Origin of the sequence: Coleofasciculus sp. E1-EBD-02 (assembly GCF_040218245.1) — a bacterium.
Classification (GTDB): Bacteria; Cyanobacteriota; Cyanobacteriia; order Cyanobacteriales; family Coleofasciculaceae; genus Coleofasciculus.
Genome location: NZ_JAVJQN010000008.1, coordinates 116,449 through 130,432, shown reverse-complemented (window position 1 = coordinate 130,432; position 13,984 = coordinate 116,449). Strand labels below are relative to the sequence as shown.

Sequence of the window (13,984 nt, the reverse complement as noted above, 5' to 3'; positions counted from 1 at the left end):
AAATATAGTCGGATGTATGGACTATCATCTGATGTGGTAGCGGCTCTGGCAATTGCCAGAAGAGGAATGAAGTATAGTGAGAGATTGCCGCGCTCTGTGTCCGCCTATCTTGGAGTGAATCCGAGAAAGCACGTATGGAGCGCTCTATATCAATTTAATAATTTTATGGGTCGATGCCCTGTAGTCAATCGTAGGCACGATTACTATAGTATCTCTAACTGGGAGCCGTTGGTTAAGGCTGATATCGAGCAACAACGCCGGGTATCAGCCAAGCGCAAGCGTTAACGGTCATCGACCAAAAGTTACACCGTGGACTTATACCAAGGCAGAATTACTTATGGGTAGGTTTGTCTAGGTTTTTAGAAGCGGTAAACGTCTAGAGAAGCTGGGGAAATCTTTCAAAGAGAAAGGGAACTCAGAACATGGACAATCCTTAGAAGAGTACAGCCAAACCATACAGCAGGAAGCGAAGGCTATCATCGAAGAAGCTGAAAAGTCTGATCAAAAGCACGGTGAACCCTCTAATACAGCTTATGAAGCTGCTGTGGAACATCATGTAAAGGCAACTAATGCACATACAGAAGCGCTCAATGAGCAATTAAAATTTAATGAGGATTATCTGAAGGAATCTCAAAAGATTTCTGAAAAAACACAGAAGTCTCAGTAGTAATGAGCTATAGCAATCCTATTTGAGTCGTGTCCAAAAATTTGATGATTTTCGGCAATGGGCAACACCTCGACTTCGCTCGGTGTGTCAGGGGCAATGGGCAATGGGCAATAGTTTCAAAGCTTTTTTCACTTTTTTGATTTTTCACAACCTATTTAGGATTGCTATAGATTTTGTTACTATTTGATTCTGATGCGGGAGTGATTAAAAATGCAAAGTAATCAAAAATTAGTCATTGCCGATACCAATATTCTACCTTAGTAATGCCGCTTGCACTCAGTTTTAACGATAGACTAGACTTATTATAGCTGCATTTCTTATACCACCAACTTCAACTTATGACCACCACTAAAGAAAAATTGCTCATCGCGATCGAATCTACCCCAGAACCCATTCTGGAGCAAATTCTTGACTATCTGGAATACCTTAAAACCAGACCTACCCGCCCTACCACTCGCTCTAAAACCGTTCCAATTTCGGATGGGGAACCCATTGTGCGTGGCTCTAAAGCCAAAGACTTATTAAAATTTGCTGGAACTTGGCAGGGCGAAGACTTCGAGGAATGTCTTCAACTTGTCTACGATACTCGCTCCCCAGCTGAATTCTGATGTATTTGCTCGACACCAACCACTGTAGCCGTATCATCTTTGGTGAACAAGCCCTCATTCAACAGCTACAAGTTCACAGCGATGCAGGTGTTGCCACCAGTATCATCGTCTGTGGGGAACTCTTCTACATGGCAGCTAAATCTGAGCGAACAGCAGCTAACCTCCAGCAAGTCAGAGCTTTTCTAGACATAATTGACTTGTATCCCATCAGCCTGCCCATTTCGGAAATTTACGGTTCGCTCAAAGGGAAGCTAATTACTGCTTTTGGACCCAAAAATAAGACACAGCGACGAAACTTCAATCCACAAAGCCTTGGCTTTGGAGATAACGATCTTTGGATCGCAGCTACAGCAATTCACGACAACCTTACAGTTGTTTCTACCGACAATGATTTCCAACGCCTTCAACAGGTAGAACCTTTTGCCTTAGAATCTTGGGTTTGAATGATACTTTTTCATCCGGCTCAATCAAATAATCCTCACTGTTTGGCTTTATTGAACATTCTGGAACCACTGCGTCACTCCATCCGCGATCGCACGGGCTAATCTCTGTTGTTGTTGCGGATTCATAATCCACTCAAATTCCTCCGGATTAATCATAAATCCCAGTTCTAATAACACCGATGGCGCAGTATGAGGGCGAGTGAGTGCGAGATTATTCCAAAACACCCCATAAGCCGGACGATCTAACTGGTTCACCAGATAATCCTGCAAAAATATCGCCAAATTATGCGCCTGGGGATGATACCAAAACATACCCACCCCTTTGGTATTTATCGCATCACCAGCATCAGGGAGGGCGTTGTAATGAATCGAAAGCGCGATCGCGGGTTTAATTTGGTTAATCATAGTCACGCGATCGCCCAATGACACCGCCCGATCTGTTTCCCGTGTCATATATACCGTTGCACCCTTTTCCTGAAGTTGATCGCGCAGTAACTTCGACACAATTAAATTCACATCTTTTTCCGGATAACCAGTGGGTCCCCTCGCCCCTAATTCTGCACCCCCATGTCCAGGATCAAGGAGGATTTTAATTCCTTTTAGCGGTTGTAAAGCATTCTCAGAATTTGGTGCTATATTTTGAGTGCGAACAGTTGGCGGATGACGCAAGGTGAGAATCAGATTGGTTTGGTCATATCTCAGGTCATACCCCCATTGTTGATCCGATTTCAAGTTAAACGTATAGTTCACCTGAGTTGGTGTAACTTGTTGCCAATCTAAGCGTTGAATCAGGGGGTCATCATCCAAGCGGATCACATCCGTTTGGGCGGTTGTGTTATAAAGGCTTAACGTAAACGTGCGATCGCCTTGCTGAACACTCACAGGTACAGGTGTATTTAAGGGAAATACCACCTCTGTCGCCCCTGGAATCTGACGGGCGCGGATACTACGAATCAAGGCGGTTGGCGGAACCGTATTCGGAACAATACGCACTTCTTCAGCGTTAATCCACGCGCCATAATCTAAACGGACCCATCCCCCTTCCCGCCCCGTAACCGTCGCCCTGACGCCTTTGGGTAAGGGGGTGAGGCGAGAATAGGTGGTACTCGGTCCGGTTCGGGCTACACCTGCATCCACAATCACCTCAGCCACCTCTAATTCAACGGGGTTGAGAATTGAAATCTGTCCCGGTGCAGCTTGACTGATGGTTTTCCCATTCACGGTTAGCTGATAGTTTGGTTGTCCTAAATTTGCCGCAATTTCTGCGGTTGCACAGCCTTGATAGTCACCCCTCGTTGATTGAACACCAACTTGATTTTGGGCAATTAATCCGGCGGAATTGGGCGGTAACTGGACATCCTGGGATTGAGCCATTAGGGGAATGGTTTGATTTGCCAGGTTCACTGTAACGGTTGCATTTGGTGGCGCGATCGCACGAAAACAGATTAGTTCTCCAGGTAATCGGGCAATATCCACGTTTGGGGTGAGGGAATCCTTGGCAAAGCTTAACCCAGTTGGCACGTTTGGAGTCGGATCAACGCGAGTTACATTAATCTGAATGGTCTGATTTTGATAGCGCAGGGTAAAGCGATTTTTGCCCAATTCCAAGGGAAAACTCGGCGCAAAATGTCCAGCCGGACTGCGGGGGATAACTTGACCATTGACGCGCACGTCTCCTGCTGATGGTGCTGTTCCAATTAAAAAAATTTGTTCCGCCGTGGTTTGATGATTGTCAGACGGATACGTCAGGAAAAGAGGTTGTTCCGCCCAAGCGGGAGATGCCATAACTGATGCTAATACAGCTAATCCTAGGATGGTTTTCATTTGTCATTCGTCATTTGTCATTTGTCATTTGTTAGGGAACAGGGAACAGGGAACAGGGAATAGGCAATAGGGAATAGGCAATAGGGAATAGGCAAGGTAGAGTTTTGAGTTAACTTCCCCATCTCCCTCTGCTCCCTCTGCTCCCTCTGCTCCCTCTGCTCCCTCTGCTTCCCCAGCTTCCCCAGCTTCCCCAGCTTCCCCAGCTTCCCCAGCTTCCCCAGCTTCCCCAGCTTCCCCAGCTTCCCCAGCTCCCCCAGCTCCCTCTGCTCCCTCTGCTCCCTCTGCTCCCCCAGCTCCCTCTGCTCCCCCAGCTCCCTCTGCTCCCCCAGCTCCCTCTGCTCCCTCTGCTCCCTCTGCTCCCCCAGCTTCCTCTGCTCCCTCTGCTCCCCCTACTTCCCCAGCTCCCCCAGATCCCCCAGATCCCCACACCTTACCTGCTTTGTCAATCGGATAAAAGATGAGTGGGTAATCCATCAATGCTTTGAATATTTTTTGCCTGCCAATATTCATAAATGCCCTGTTCTCCCTTTTTCTCTGACCATTTAACCAGAGTTTCTCGTTCACCTTGAAATTCATATAGGGGAACACCATAGCCACAAGAGGTTTGTACTGATTCAATATCTAGAACAATAATTTGTCGTTGTCCTGGCAGCGAATTAAAGTGGGTATAAAAGGTGTCCCATTCCGGAGCAACAGGGCGAATTACCCGCCCTTGACCGTAAAGGCGTAAGATTAGAGGTTTATCGGTAAAACTGCAAAACATGATCGTTAGTCTACTATCGTCCTGCAAATGAGCCGCCGTTTCATTGCCACTACCTGTTAAATCCAGGTACGCGACGGTTTTCGGATCAAGACAGCGAAATGTGTCCATACCTTTGGGGGATAAATTAATCCGTCCCTGTCTAGGTGCTGTCGCGGTAAAAAAAATCTGTTGTTCTTTGACGAAGTTTTGTAAATCTTCGCGGAGTTCTGAATAAAATTTTGCCATTGTTCTCTTACTATAGATAAAGAAAAATAAAGTATTGTAAATGTAGGCAGACAATTTGTTACCTTGTCAGTCGGAAGCGATCGCAAGTCGTCTAGCTTGGGAATAGGGATGAGCATTGAGTGGGAGAGGGGCTGGGGGCATTGTCAGGTATAGTTCATCGGGCTTCGGGAGACAATCAGGACGAAAAAAGCGTCAGGCTTTCGGGGTGGACATTCCAGACGAGAGCGGATGTTTAACGTAAAGGATAAAAGAATCCCCAAAAACGAATCGGGCATAGTACAGACGAGTTGTGCATGGAAAATGGAGAAAGGATGTTCTAAGCGTGACTTGTGGCGTCTGAGATTAGGAGAAGCGAGTTTCATTGGTTTGGGTGTACAGGGTGATAGCAATTTCAATAACCGATCAGGGGAAGATTACTCTTATGAGTGATTGAGGGCGTCACACTCCAGCCCGACTCCAAACAATCTTAAAAGACTGTGGCACAATTAACGGGGTGCATCTTGAAAAGTCTGGCGTACTTAAAAATTCTATGGCTAAATTTGTCTTTGTAACAGGTGGGGTTGTATCTAGCATCGGTAAGGGTATCGTTGCTGCTAGCTTAGGACGATTACTCAAATCGCGGGATTATTCGGTGTCGATTCTTAAGCTAGACCCCTATATTAACGTCGATCCAGGAACTATGAGTCCCTTTCAACATGGGGAAGTCTTTGTCACAGCAGATGGGGCGGAGACGGATTTAGACTTGGGGCATTATGAGCGGTTTACGGATACGCTGATGTCCCGCCTCAATAGTGTCACCACCGGATCAATCTATCAGGCGGTTCTGAATAAAGAGCGTCGCGGCGACTACATGGGGGGAACAGTGCAGGTGATTCCCCATATTACCAATGAGATTAAAGAACGGATTCATCGGGTGGCAAAAAATACCAATCCGGATGTGGTAATTACCGAAATTGGTGGAACCGTCGGGGATATTGAATCCTTACCATTTTTGGAAGCGATTCGTCAATTCCGTAAGGATGTGGGGCGCAATAATGTGCTGTATATGCACGTCACCCTGCTACCGTGGATTCCGTCAGCGGGTGAAATGAAAACCAAGCCGACTCAGCATTCGGTGAAAGAACTGCGTTCGATTGGCATTCAACCGGATATTTTAGTCTGTCGGTGCGATCGCCCCCTGCAACCAGGGATTAAAGAGAAACTCTCGGAGTTCTGCGATGTGCCTGTAGAATCGGTGATTACTTCTCCTGATGCCAATAGCATCTATGAAGTCCCCCTGATTCTAGAACAAGAAGGACTGGCAAACCAAACCTTAGATCTATTACAACTCTCCCAACGGGAACCGGATTTAAGCCAGTGGCAAACCTTGGTGGAACGAATGCATCGCCCAATCCATCAGGTGGAAATTGCCATTGTCGGTAAGTATATCCGCTTAAGTGACGCTTATCTGTCGGTTGTCGAAGGATTGCGCCACGCCGCGATCGCATTGGGGAGCGAATTCAACATCCGTTGGGTAAGTTCAGAAGATATTGAAACCGAGGGGGCGGAACACTTTTTAGCTGGAGTCAACGCTATCATTGTTCCGGGAGGCTTTGGTATCCGAGGCGTAGATGGCAAAATTGCGGCGATTGAATATGCCCGTACCCAAAAAATTCCTTTCCTCGGTTTATGCTTGGGAATGCAGTGTTCTGTGATTGAGTGGGCGCAAAATATTGCGCGGCTTGAGGATGCTCATAGTGCTGAGTTTGTACCCAATGCTCGGAATCCCGTGATTAACTTGTTGCCCGAACAGCAGGATGTTGTGGACTTAGGTGGTACGATGCGCTTAGGGATGTGTCCTTGTCGGATTCTGCCCAATACCTTAGCCGCATTAGTCTATGGGGAGGAGGTAATTTATGAACGTCACCGACATCGCTATGAATTTAATAATGCCTATCGTAACCTGCTTTTAGACACAGGTTATATGATTAGTGGCACATCCCCCGATGGTCGTTTAGTGGAAATCATTGAATACCCCGATCATCCCTTCTTCCTGGCGACTCAGTTTCACCCAGAGTTTAGCTCTCGACCGAGTACGCCCCACCCCTTGTTTAAAGGATTTGTGCAAGCTGCGATCGAGCAATGCCAGAGTGAAGATGCAATTTCTCCAACCAATGCTCCCATTATCCAGCAATCCCCAGTGCAGGTATCGTGACCTAGAGATTTGAATTTTGAGTTATGAGTTTACCTAAATTATCCACAACTCATAACTCAAAGCTCGCAATGGCTTGAGGAGGTTTTGTGGCGTACTGGATACAAATTGATTATGAACGCAGTGATTATGTGATTGACTTAGATCGCATCAGTGCGTTTGCCTGCGCTCCCAACGGCAAAATTATCTTCTGGTTGCCGAATAGTGCCCACCAGATTATCATTAATCAGCAAGGTGATCCAGAGGGGTATCATCAAGTTTTGGAGTATATTAAACAAGTCTGTGCTCATTCCCTAGCTGGATCTTGGATTCAAGTTAGATATGAGCGCAGTGATTATGTAATCGATCTAAACCGCATCAGTAGCTTTTCTCACGCGGCGAGTGGCAAGTTAACCTTTTGGTTACCCGATAGTTCAATTCCGATTATTATTAATGAGCAAACTGATCCAGAGAGTTATCAGAAGATTCTAGATTATATTAAACGTAAAACAGGTTATGTTATTTCTTAGAAAGTTAAATTGGAGCGGGTTTAGTTAAATCGGGGCTGGCTCAGCAACGATAGTGGTAAAACCCGCCCCTACAGATCCGCATTCCATGAACGAAGAAGGGTTAAGAGGCGCCATGGAACGGCTCTACATGGCTCCGGGAACTTCAGCTTAAGTTGACACAGATGGCGGACAAGAGACTTGCACTAAGTAGGGCTTGCTGAGCCTTGATTGATAAGGGTTTTCAGTTTGTGCAGCAAGCCCTAATTATTGGTCTGTTATGAATTCCAATCCCACATCACGGGATTATCGTCCAGGGGATCAGTAACAATACGTCCGATCGCGTCAATTTCTTGCAGTTCTTCTTGAGATAAGTTGACCTCAGCAGCCTTAGCATTACTAGAGGATTGTCCCTCATGACGCGCACCTGCGATCGCATGGGTTTGCGGTTGGGCAATCAACCAAGCCAAGGATAATTGAGCCAGACTACAATTATGACGTTCGGCAATTGGGCGCAGTTTATCTAAAGCTTGCTGCGCTCGTTTATAGTTGTCTTCTTGAAACAGACGATTTTTGGCACGATGATCGCCTTCTGGGAATTGATGATCGGGTTTAAATTTACCCGTGAGCAATCCTTGGGCGAGGGATGAATATGCCAGGATTGATATATTATTCTCAATGCAGTAGGGTTGGGCATCCTGCTCGACTTTACGCCAAAACAAGGAGTAAGGGGGCTGTAAGCTGTCAATCTTCCCATACTGCGCCGCTTCTTCTAACTGAGCGCGGGAGAAATTCGATACACCAATTGCCCGAATTTTGCCCTGTTCCTTTAGCTTATTCAAGGCGCTCATTGGCTCCTCAAGCGGCACTACCTCAGTATCAAATGTTCCGGGGGGCCAATGAATTTGGTATAAGTCGATATAGTCCGTCTGGAGATTTTTCAGAGAGCGATCGCAGGCTTCGATAACTTTATCGTGTTTCAGATTCCCCACCCACACTTTGGACGCATAAACCACCTGATCGCGCACATCGGATAATGCCTGGGCGACAATCTGCTCAGAATGCCCCTTCCCATAGATTTCTGCGGTATCCACCGTCGTAATACCCGCATCAAAAGCGGCTCGGATAGCTTTAATCGTTTCCGCGTCTTCAATCCCCACCCAGGCACTCTTACCCGCCTGCCAAGTACCCATGATAATCGGTGTGATTTTGATATCGGAAGTTCCTAAAGGTCGCGTTTCCATAACCAATTCCTGTGATTGTAGACAATTTTAACTCCAATTAGCCAAGGGATTAACCGATAAGCCAATCTCATCAAATCTTCTAAGCTTTGGCAGAGTCTTGGCGTCTATCCCAGGTACAATTAGTTGAAACCTCCAGATAGTAGGTTGCTGAAAACCTCTCAGTACAAGGATATGGAAGATCATACCCGTAAAATTGCCTTAGTTACAGGTGCTAATAAAGGCTTAGGTTTTGAAATTAGTAAACAACTCGCCCAAAAAGGCATCCGCGTTATTCTGGGAGCGAGAGATGCCCACAAGGGGCGGGAAGCTTGCGAAAAACTTAAGCAAGAAGGATTAGACGTAGATTTCTGTCTTTTGGATGTGAACAGTCATGAGAGTATTGACAAAGCCGTTCGTTGGCTTAACCAAGAACTTGCTGAACTGCATATCCTCGTGAACAATGCCGGGGTGCTACTCGATAGAACAACGTCTGTATTGGATGTAGATTTTGATACGCTCTCGCAAACCCTGCAAACAAATCTTTATGGCGCTTTTCTAATGTGTCAAGCTTGCATTCCTTTGATGAAAGCATCAAATTATGGTCGCATTGTCAATATGTCTAGCACCCTTGGTTCTTTTGCGGAAATGAGTGATCCAAGCTCGCCTTATTATGATATTCTCACTCCTACCTACAGACTGTCTAAAACAGCTCTCAACGCGGTTACAGCTTTGTTTGCCAAGGAGTTGCAAGGAACCAATATTTTAATCAATTCGGCTTGTCCGGGTTGGGTAAAAACGGATATGGGTTCTGAAGCTGCACCGTTAAAGGTTGAGCAAGGTGCTGATACCCCTGTCTGGCTGGCGACTTTACCCGATGATGGACCCACGGGTGGCTTTTTTAACCGTCGTCAGCCTATGGCTTGGTAAATAAAGTCGAGTAGAAAAGTAATGCGAATCCATTGCAACTTTCCTACTTCCCTTCTGCCTTGGAGCCTTGTCTCCACTAACCGGATATTGTATCATCCTTTCCCTTCTAAAATTTCTATCAGCCTATCTTCTAAAGCATTCCGAGCCGCCACATCTGAACAATGATCAATGAGAGATTTTGCCGCCGATATCGCGGCTTGAGCTGTGGGGAAATCAAAACCGCCAAAGGGATCAATAATGGTCGGTTCGAGCAACTGTTCTGATTCTAGCCACGTTACTGTCCAACGCCCTGTTTTTCTCTCCCAAATCGGAATAATTAAATATTCATCCCAATGGGTGTGGTAGCGTTCGGCTTGATCAAAGTTTGCCTTATAAGAGTGGCGTTTATAAACGTTATCCACTACTTTTTAATCCTCCCTGATTCTTGATGCTGTACTAAACCCTGGTTTAGAGTCCAGAGCTTTGCCTTGAACAGTAATTTCCCCATAGCTAAGTCAAGAAAATCTCGCCTTTTTGCTTTCGTCGTACTATCAAATATTTGACATGATTAGTCGATTTTAGCTGATTTGGGCGAGGTTTCCCAAGCCTTTATTTGTGAAACTTTGTATAGCTCCCGTTTTTCTCCTCTACCTGCTGTTTTTAGGCTGAAGCGAGATAATTGCCGTCTCGCCTCAAACGTAGAGTCGAACTTCTGATTATATCATGCGGGGACAGTCAAGGGTTGACCATTATCGGCAGGAGTCAACTGCAACAGAAAGGGAACTGCTTTTTTCTTCCAATCTTGGATAGCCGTATAAGACGCCGCCTCTTTGCCATAGCAAACTTCCAGCATCTCGGTATGGATAATACCGGGACTTAGGGGAATCGCCGCCATTCCTTTAGGTAATTCTTGAGCTAGCGATCGCGTCATGCCTTCAATTGCCCATTTAGAGGTACAGTAGGATGAGACTTGGGGCGAGGTTGAACGTCCCCATCCTGAACTCAGATTGACAATAATACCGCTTCCCCGTTCAATCATTGCTGGGATAAAATAGCGAATCACATTGGCGACTCCCTTGATATTGACATCAATCAGATCCGAAAAATCTTGGCTGGGAATTTCCCACAGGGGCGCTAATTCATTGATAATTGCCGCATTATTAATCAGCAGATCCGGCGGACTGTACTCGTTGAGCAGAAGTTTTGCCCAAGCCGTGACCTGATCTTCATCGGCAATATCGACCACGGTAAAATTATGGGGAGAACCAAAGGCTTGATTGAGATCCTTGATTGCTGCCTCGTTTCGAGCGCAACCCAAAACTGTATGTCCTTGAGCGATAAATCCCTCAGTCATTGCTCGACCTAAACCCCGGCTGACACCTGTAATCACAATCACTTTTGTCATGGTTACTATTTTCCGTTGATACCTTTCCTCTAATAGATTAAGGCGATATGGGAAGATGCGATCGCGTAGCCGTTTTTCGGGAAGCTGGGGCAGGTTTCACTACTATAGCGCTTCGCGCTGGTCTATTTACACGCCTGCGAGATGTATCCTTTCTCAGGAGGCGTTTAGAACACTTGTACTGTAACTAGAGGAGAGCGAAATGCTATAGAACCGCGTCGAGACAAGTCGTCGTTATTTCTCCTACTGAGTAGGTGGACACAATTAAAGTTAACGGTTGAGATTAGGTTAGGGAACTCACGAACTCTTAACAGGCAACTCTAGACACTAGGGGAATAAATTGATTGATCACTGGCAACAATCACCTACAGAATACCTTTTAAATTCAACACAAATACCGGTAAAACATCTTCTCCTGACAAAGTAGCCGGAGAGTTGAGAATTTCTACATCCTCTCCTGAACGATAAATCTCAACTCGCTTATTTTTACGGTCAATTAACCATCCCAATTTTGCCCCGTTATCCCTGACACAGATCAAAAAACTGCTCATCGGTTAAATCGATACTCAATTTTATCCGCGAAGGCAGAGTAATAGTTGCTATATTCATACAGGTATTAACACAGCATATTTTATCGAATTTTTTAAACCCACCCATGCCGATTTTATTGTGTTTCTCCTAAAAGCGATCGCCAATCTTGAATCGCCTGCTCAGACCAAAGCCAATTCTGACTCAGGGCGTCAGGTTGAAAATTCACGGGGTCATCTTGGAGAACTTTTTGCCGTAGTTTCAACGATTCATTTAAAAGATTGGTGCGCTTTTCGGCTGGCTGTTGTTGAGCGGATTTCCAGAATCCTAAGGCTAATCCTGCATAGGCTGTTAACGCTTCTTTCTTCGCTGCATTTCCTGCCACATCTGCATCGATTTGATCTTGTTCAATTAAGGTGAGAGCATCTAACCAGGCATTGTTAGCTCGCTCGAAATCTCCTTCTGCGTAGTAAGCAAAGCCAAGGGCATTGTGATATTTAGCCAAGTCAGGTTGGGCTTTAACCGCCGTTTCCCAATACCGTCGCACATCGCTGATATTATAGTTTGTATCCCCAGTTTGAAGCGACTGCCAAGCCAGACGTCCTCTCAAAAAACTGATGGTTGGATTATCCAATTGGGAGGTAGAAACAGCTTTTAAAGCTGCATCGGCTTGAGACAACGCGCCTCGATTCAGCAACGCTTCGACAGCTTCAGTTCCGGCGTCGATATTCCCCTGACCCAATTGTTCGATCGCCAAAGCCGTGACGTCACTGGTTTCGGCTTGCGCTAAGTTGCTCCTATCTAAGTCTGAGGGTTGGGGTAGACTCTGCACAGGAGACTCAGACTGTGATCGGAGCCTATCCGGTGACGGCTGACGGTTCCAAACTAGGGCAAAACTCAACAGTGCGATCGCAACTGCACCAACCCCCAATCCAATCCACAGTTTAGGCGCAACCAGCCAAGAACGCCATCCTTTTTCAGTCGATTCCACTGGAGCGGGTTTCGGCGTCACCGTCTGTTCAGATGACGGCGTTGCTGTTTTTGGTACAGACGTTGGTGCTGGTGCTGCTGAGGAAACTGTGGGTTGCTGAGGCGGCGGGTTAGGTACGTCCTGATTCTCTTGTTCAGGCGCTGGTTGTGGGGGATGGTTCGGATCTAGGGGAGGTAATTTAGGTTCCTCGATCTCCGGCTCACTATCCAGTTGTTCGAGTAAATTCTTAATAAAGCTAGACGGATCATCCCCCTCATCTTCTGAGGGAGTCTCCTCTGAGGGAGTCTCCTCTGAGGGCGTCTCATCGAGCCAATTTTGCCTCGGTTGATACTCATACTTAGCTAGGGGAGGTTTCTCCTCCAGGAATTCATCCTCATCCTCTAACCTCGTTGTGTTTAACATCTGTTGTGTGAATAGTTCAGCGTCACTTTGATCAGAGACTAATGGCATATCTGGTGGTTCCGGTAACTGTAATCGTTCTTCCCGATGGTGATAGTCATCTTCCACGTTGGTGAGGAATCCATCAAATTCGGGATGCAGGTAAAGTACAGGCAGCGCCCAATATAATTGGTTAGAGCCATAGGCAGAAATTAGCCCCTGTCGCGCTCGACTCAGACTCAGATCAATGGGATAGCCTTGATTGAGATTCCGATAAAGGAGGCGAGTGAGGGTGAGTGCCACTTCATCGGGAATTCGCTCTGCCATTGCCAAAACCCCAGGAATTCCTCGTTTGACCAAGGCTTCGGCTAAATTGCGGTCTTTGCCATTATCTAAGGGGTCTGAGGTGGCTGTATAGGCACCACGACAGGAGTTAAATACGGCTAATTGCACGCCGTTATTTGCTAGCAATCCGGCTAAATCATTGCCGTTTAAGGTTTCCGTTAATCCGGTTTTATTACTGACTAAATAAACATCACCGCCAGAATCCCCCAGACTACTGTGACCTGCATAATGGAAGACTTGATATTGACCTTGTTCTAAGGCTTGGGTAAGTTGTTCTCGTCCCGGTTGTTCGAGAATGGTGAGTTGAATCGCTGGGGGTTCTTGGCGAGAACGGTTTTTGAGTTCTTCTTGTAGATGTGCTGCTTCCTGTGCCAGTTCTAAACTCTCTTGGTCACTCGGTCCAGCAATGACCATCAGAATTTTCAGGACAGGATTGGGTTGAGGGGGGAGAGAATGAATCGGTCGCATCAACCCGGTGCTGAGTTGATATCGGGAGAAGGCGACATCTGTCCCGGTTGCCAAAGGGCGATCGCCTGCATGGAGAACTTCCCAGGGTAAGCGGGGTAAGCGATTCCCTTTGAGTCCCAGGCGCAGTCGTAATACCGTGCGTTGATTTTGCGCGATCGCTTGTGCCATCATCCAGCTATCCCGCAAGCTCCCTTGGAATAAGGCATTATAGAGTTCCTGACCCAGCGCCACTAAGTTTTGGCAGGATTGACGCACTTGCTGATCTGAATTAGGCAAGAAAAACAGCTCATCTATACCGCCAGCCCCTCCTTGTAACAAGCCCAGAAGGGGATCATTCATCAATTGTCTCGCTTGCGTTAACCACTCCTCCATGGGCCAACGTACTTGTTCTTCTGCCAAAGGCACCCCGGGTGCGACTCGTTCAATCCGCACTAGATGCTGGTCATCCCCCAAAGGGGTCACAGAGATATGGAATTCCTGTGCCACTGCTATTGCCTGGTCAAGTTTGCTGAATGTCAAGGGTTTTTACTGGGTTTT

General features: G+C 46.5%; 13 protein-coding genes and 2 pseudogenes. 6 read left to right on the top strand and 9 right to left on the bottom strand.

Translation table 11 applies throughout. From position 1 onward, the window contains the following. The 3 genes and pseudogenes from RIC07_RS01585 to RIC07_RS01575 form a co-directional block, all read left to right on the top strand. Positions 1-285, top strand: a pseudogene (locus RIC07_RS01585) (hypothetical protein); the annotation flags it as partial. Positions 286-1,005: 720 nt separating this feature from the next. Then, positions 1,006-1,275: a hypothetical protein gene (locus RIC07_RS01580; protein ID WP_446392974.1), complete on the top strand. Its 270-nt coding sequence runs from the start codon at positions 1,006-1,008 to the stop codon at positions 1,273-1,275. Beyond that, positions 1,275-1,718 carry a type II toxin-antitoxin system VapC family toxin gene (locus RIC07_RS01575; protein ID WP_446392973.1) on the top strand — a complete coding sequence of 148 codons (444 nt, stop codon included), beginning with the start codon at positions 1,275-1,277 and terminating at the stop codon, positions 1,716-1,718. Before RIC07_RS01580 ends, RIC07_RS01575 begins: the two co-directional genes overlap by 1 nt. A 48-nt stretch (positions 1,719-1,766) precedes the next feature. On the opposite strand, the gene RIC07_RS01570 is transcribed toward RIC07_RS01575, so the two are convergent. The 4 genes from RIC07_RS01570 to RIC07_RS01555 form a co-directional block, all read right to left on the bottom strand. After that, positions 1,767-3,542: an N-acetylmuramoyl-L-alanine amidase gene (locus tag RIC07_RS01570; RefSeq protein ID WP_446392972.1), complete on the bottom strand. Its 1,776-nt coding sequence runs from the start codon at positions 3,540-3,542 to the stop codon at positions 1,767-1,769. A 24-nt stretch (positions 3,543-3,566) separates the two neighbouring features. Continuing rightward, complete coding sequence (locus RIC07_RS01565) at positions 3,567-4,016, bottom strand: hypothetical protein (RefSeq protein ID WP_446392971.1); 450 nt, start codon at positions 4,014-4,016, stop codon at positions 3,567-3,569. Beyond that, positions 3,985-4,530 (bottom strand): pyridoxamine 5'-phosphate oxidase family protein, encoded by a 546-nt coding sequence (locus tag RIC07_RS01560; RefSeq protein WP_446392970.1) that lies wholly within the window; start codon positions 4,528-4,530, stop codon positions 3,985-3,987. Before RIC07_RS01560 ends, RIC07_RS01565 begins: the two co-directional genes overlap by 32 nt. Before the next feature lie 143 nt (positions 4,531-4,673). After that, positions 4,674-4,892, bottom strand: a complete 219-nt coding sequence (locus RIC07_RS01555; RefSeq protein ID WP_446392969.1) for a hypothetical protein — start codon at positions 4,890-4,892, stop codon at positions 4,674-4,676. A 167-nt stretch (positions 4,893-5,059) separates the two neighbouring features. Here RIC07_RS01555 and RIC07_RS01550 point away from each other — a divergent pair, with 167 nt between their 5' ends. Together RIC07_RS01550 and RIC07_RS01545 are read left to right on the top strand one after the other, a co-directional pair. Further along, positions 5,060-6,724: a CTP synthase gene (locus RIC07_RS01550; protein ID WP_446392968.1), complete on the top strand. Its 1,665-nt coding sequence runs from the start codon at positions 5,060-5,062 to the stop codon at positions 6,722-6,724. A gap of 86 nt (positions 6,725-6,810) precedes the next feature. Further along, positions 6,811-7,230, top strand: coding sequence for a hypothetical protein (locus RIC07_RS01545; RefSeq protein WP_006099378.1), 420 nt, complete (start codon positions 6,811-6,813; stop codon positions 7,228-7,230). Between the two features lie 254 nt (positions 7,231-7,484). On the opposite strand, the gene RIC07_RS01540 is transcribed toward RIC07_RS01545, so the two are convergent. Next, complete coding sequence (locus tag RIC07_RS01540) at positions 7,485-8,450, bottom strand: aldo/keto reductase (RefSeq protein WP_446392967.1); 966 nt, start codon at positions 8,448-8,450, stop codon at positions 7,485-7,487. A 171-nt stretch (positions 8,451-8,621) separates the two neighbouring features. Here RIC07_RS01540 and RIC07_RS01535 point away from each other — a divergent pair, with 171 nt between their 5' ends. Continuing rightward, positions 8,622-9,356, top strand: a complete 735-nt coding sequence (locus RIC07_RS01535) for an SDR family oxidoreductase (protein ID WP_446392979.1) — start codon at positions 8,622-8,624, stop codon at positions 9,354-9,356. Positions 9,357-9,448: 92 nt separating this feature from the next. Here the strand turns inward: RIC07_RS01535 and RIC07_RS01530 are convergent, their stop codons facing one another. The 4 genes and pseudogenes from RIC07_RS01530 to RIC07_RS01515 all read right to left on the bottom strand — a co-directional run bounded on the left by RIC07_RS01530 (position 9,449) and on the right by RIC07_RS01515 (position 13,933). Continuing rightward, positions 9,449-9,757, bottom strand: coding sequence for a hypothetical protein (locus tag RIC07_RS01530; protein WP_006099384.1), 309 nt, complete (start codon positions 9,755-9,757; stop codon positions 9,449-9,451). 299 nt (positions 9,758-10,056) lie between these two features. After that, positions 10,057-10,740: an SDR family oxidoreductase gene (locus RIC07_RS01525; protein ID WP_446392966.1), complete on the bottom strand. Its 684-nt coding sequence runs from the start codon at positions 10,738-10,740 to the stop codon at positions 10,057-10,059. Between the two features lie 362 nt (positions 10,741-11,102). Continuing rightward, a pseudogene (locus RIC07_RS01520) lies at positions 11,103-11,261 on the bottom strand (Uma2 family endonuclease); the annotation flags it as partial. A gap of 140 nt (positions 11,262-11,401) precedes the next feature. Beyond that, complete coding sequence (locus RIC07_RS01515; RefSeq protein ID WP_446392965.1) at positions 11,402-13,933, bottom strand: CHAT domain-containing protein; 2,532 nt, start codon at positions 13,931-13,933, stop codon at positions 11,402-11,404. Between the last annotated feature and the right edge of the window lie 51 nt (positions 13,934-13,984).

Coding starts and splice junctions, on each gene's coding strand:
- RIC07_RS01555 (WP_446392969.1), bottom strand. CDS start 4,892: ATGAAACTCGCTTCTCCTAATCTCAGACGCCACAAGTCACGCTTAGAA.
- RIC07_RS01540 (WP_446392967.1), bottom strand. CDS start 8,450: ATGGAAACGCGACCTTTAGGAACTTCCGATATCAAAATCACACCGATT.
- RIC07_RS01525 (WP_446392966.1), bottom strand. CDS start 10,740: ATGACAAAAGTGATTGTGATTACAGGTGTCAGCCGGGGTTTAGGTCGA.
- RIC07_RS01570 (WP_446392972.1), bottom strand. CDS start 3,542: ATGAAAACCATCCTAGGATTAGCTGTATTAGCATCAGTTATGGCATCT.
- RIC07_RS01535 (WP_446392979.1), top strand. CDS start 8,622: ATGGAAGATCATACCCGTAAAATTGCCTTAGTTACAGGTGCTAATAAA.
- RIC07_RS01575 (WP_446392973.1), top strand. CDS start 1,275: ATGTATTTGCTCGACACCAACCACTGTAGCCGTATCATCTTTGGTGAA.
- RIC07_RS01565 (WP_446392971.1), bottom strand. CDS start 4,016: ATGGATTACCCACTCATCTTTTATCCGATTGACAAAGCAGGTAAGGTG.
- RIC07_RS01560 (WP_446392970.1), bottom strand. CDS start 4,530: ATGGCAAAATTTTATTCAGAACTCCGCGAAGATTTACAAAACTTCGTC.
- RIC07_RS01580 (WP_446392974.1), top strand. CDS start 1,006: ATGACCACCACTAAAGAAAAATTGCTCATCGCGATCGAATCTACCCCA.
- RIC07_RS01550 (WP_446392968.1), top strand. CDS start 5,060: ATGGCTAAATTTGTCTTTGTAACAGGTGGGGTTGTATCTAGCATCGGT.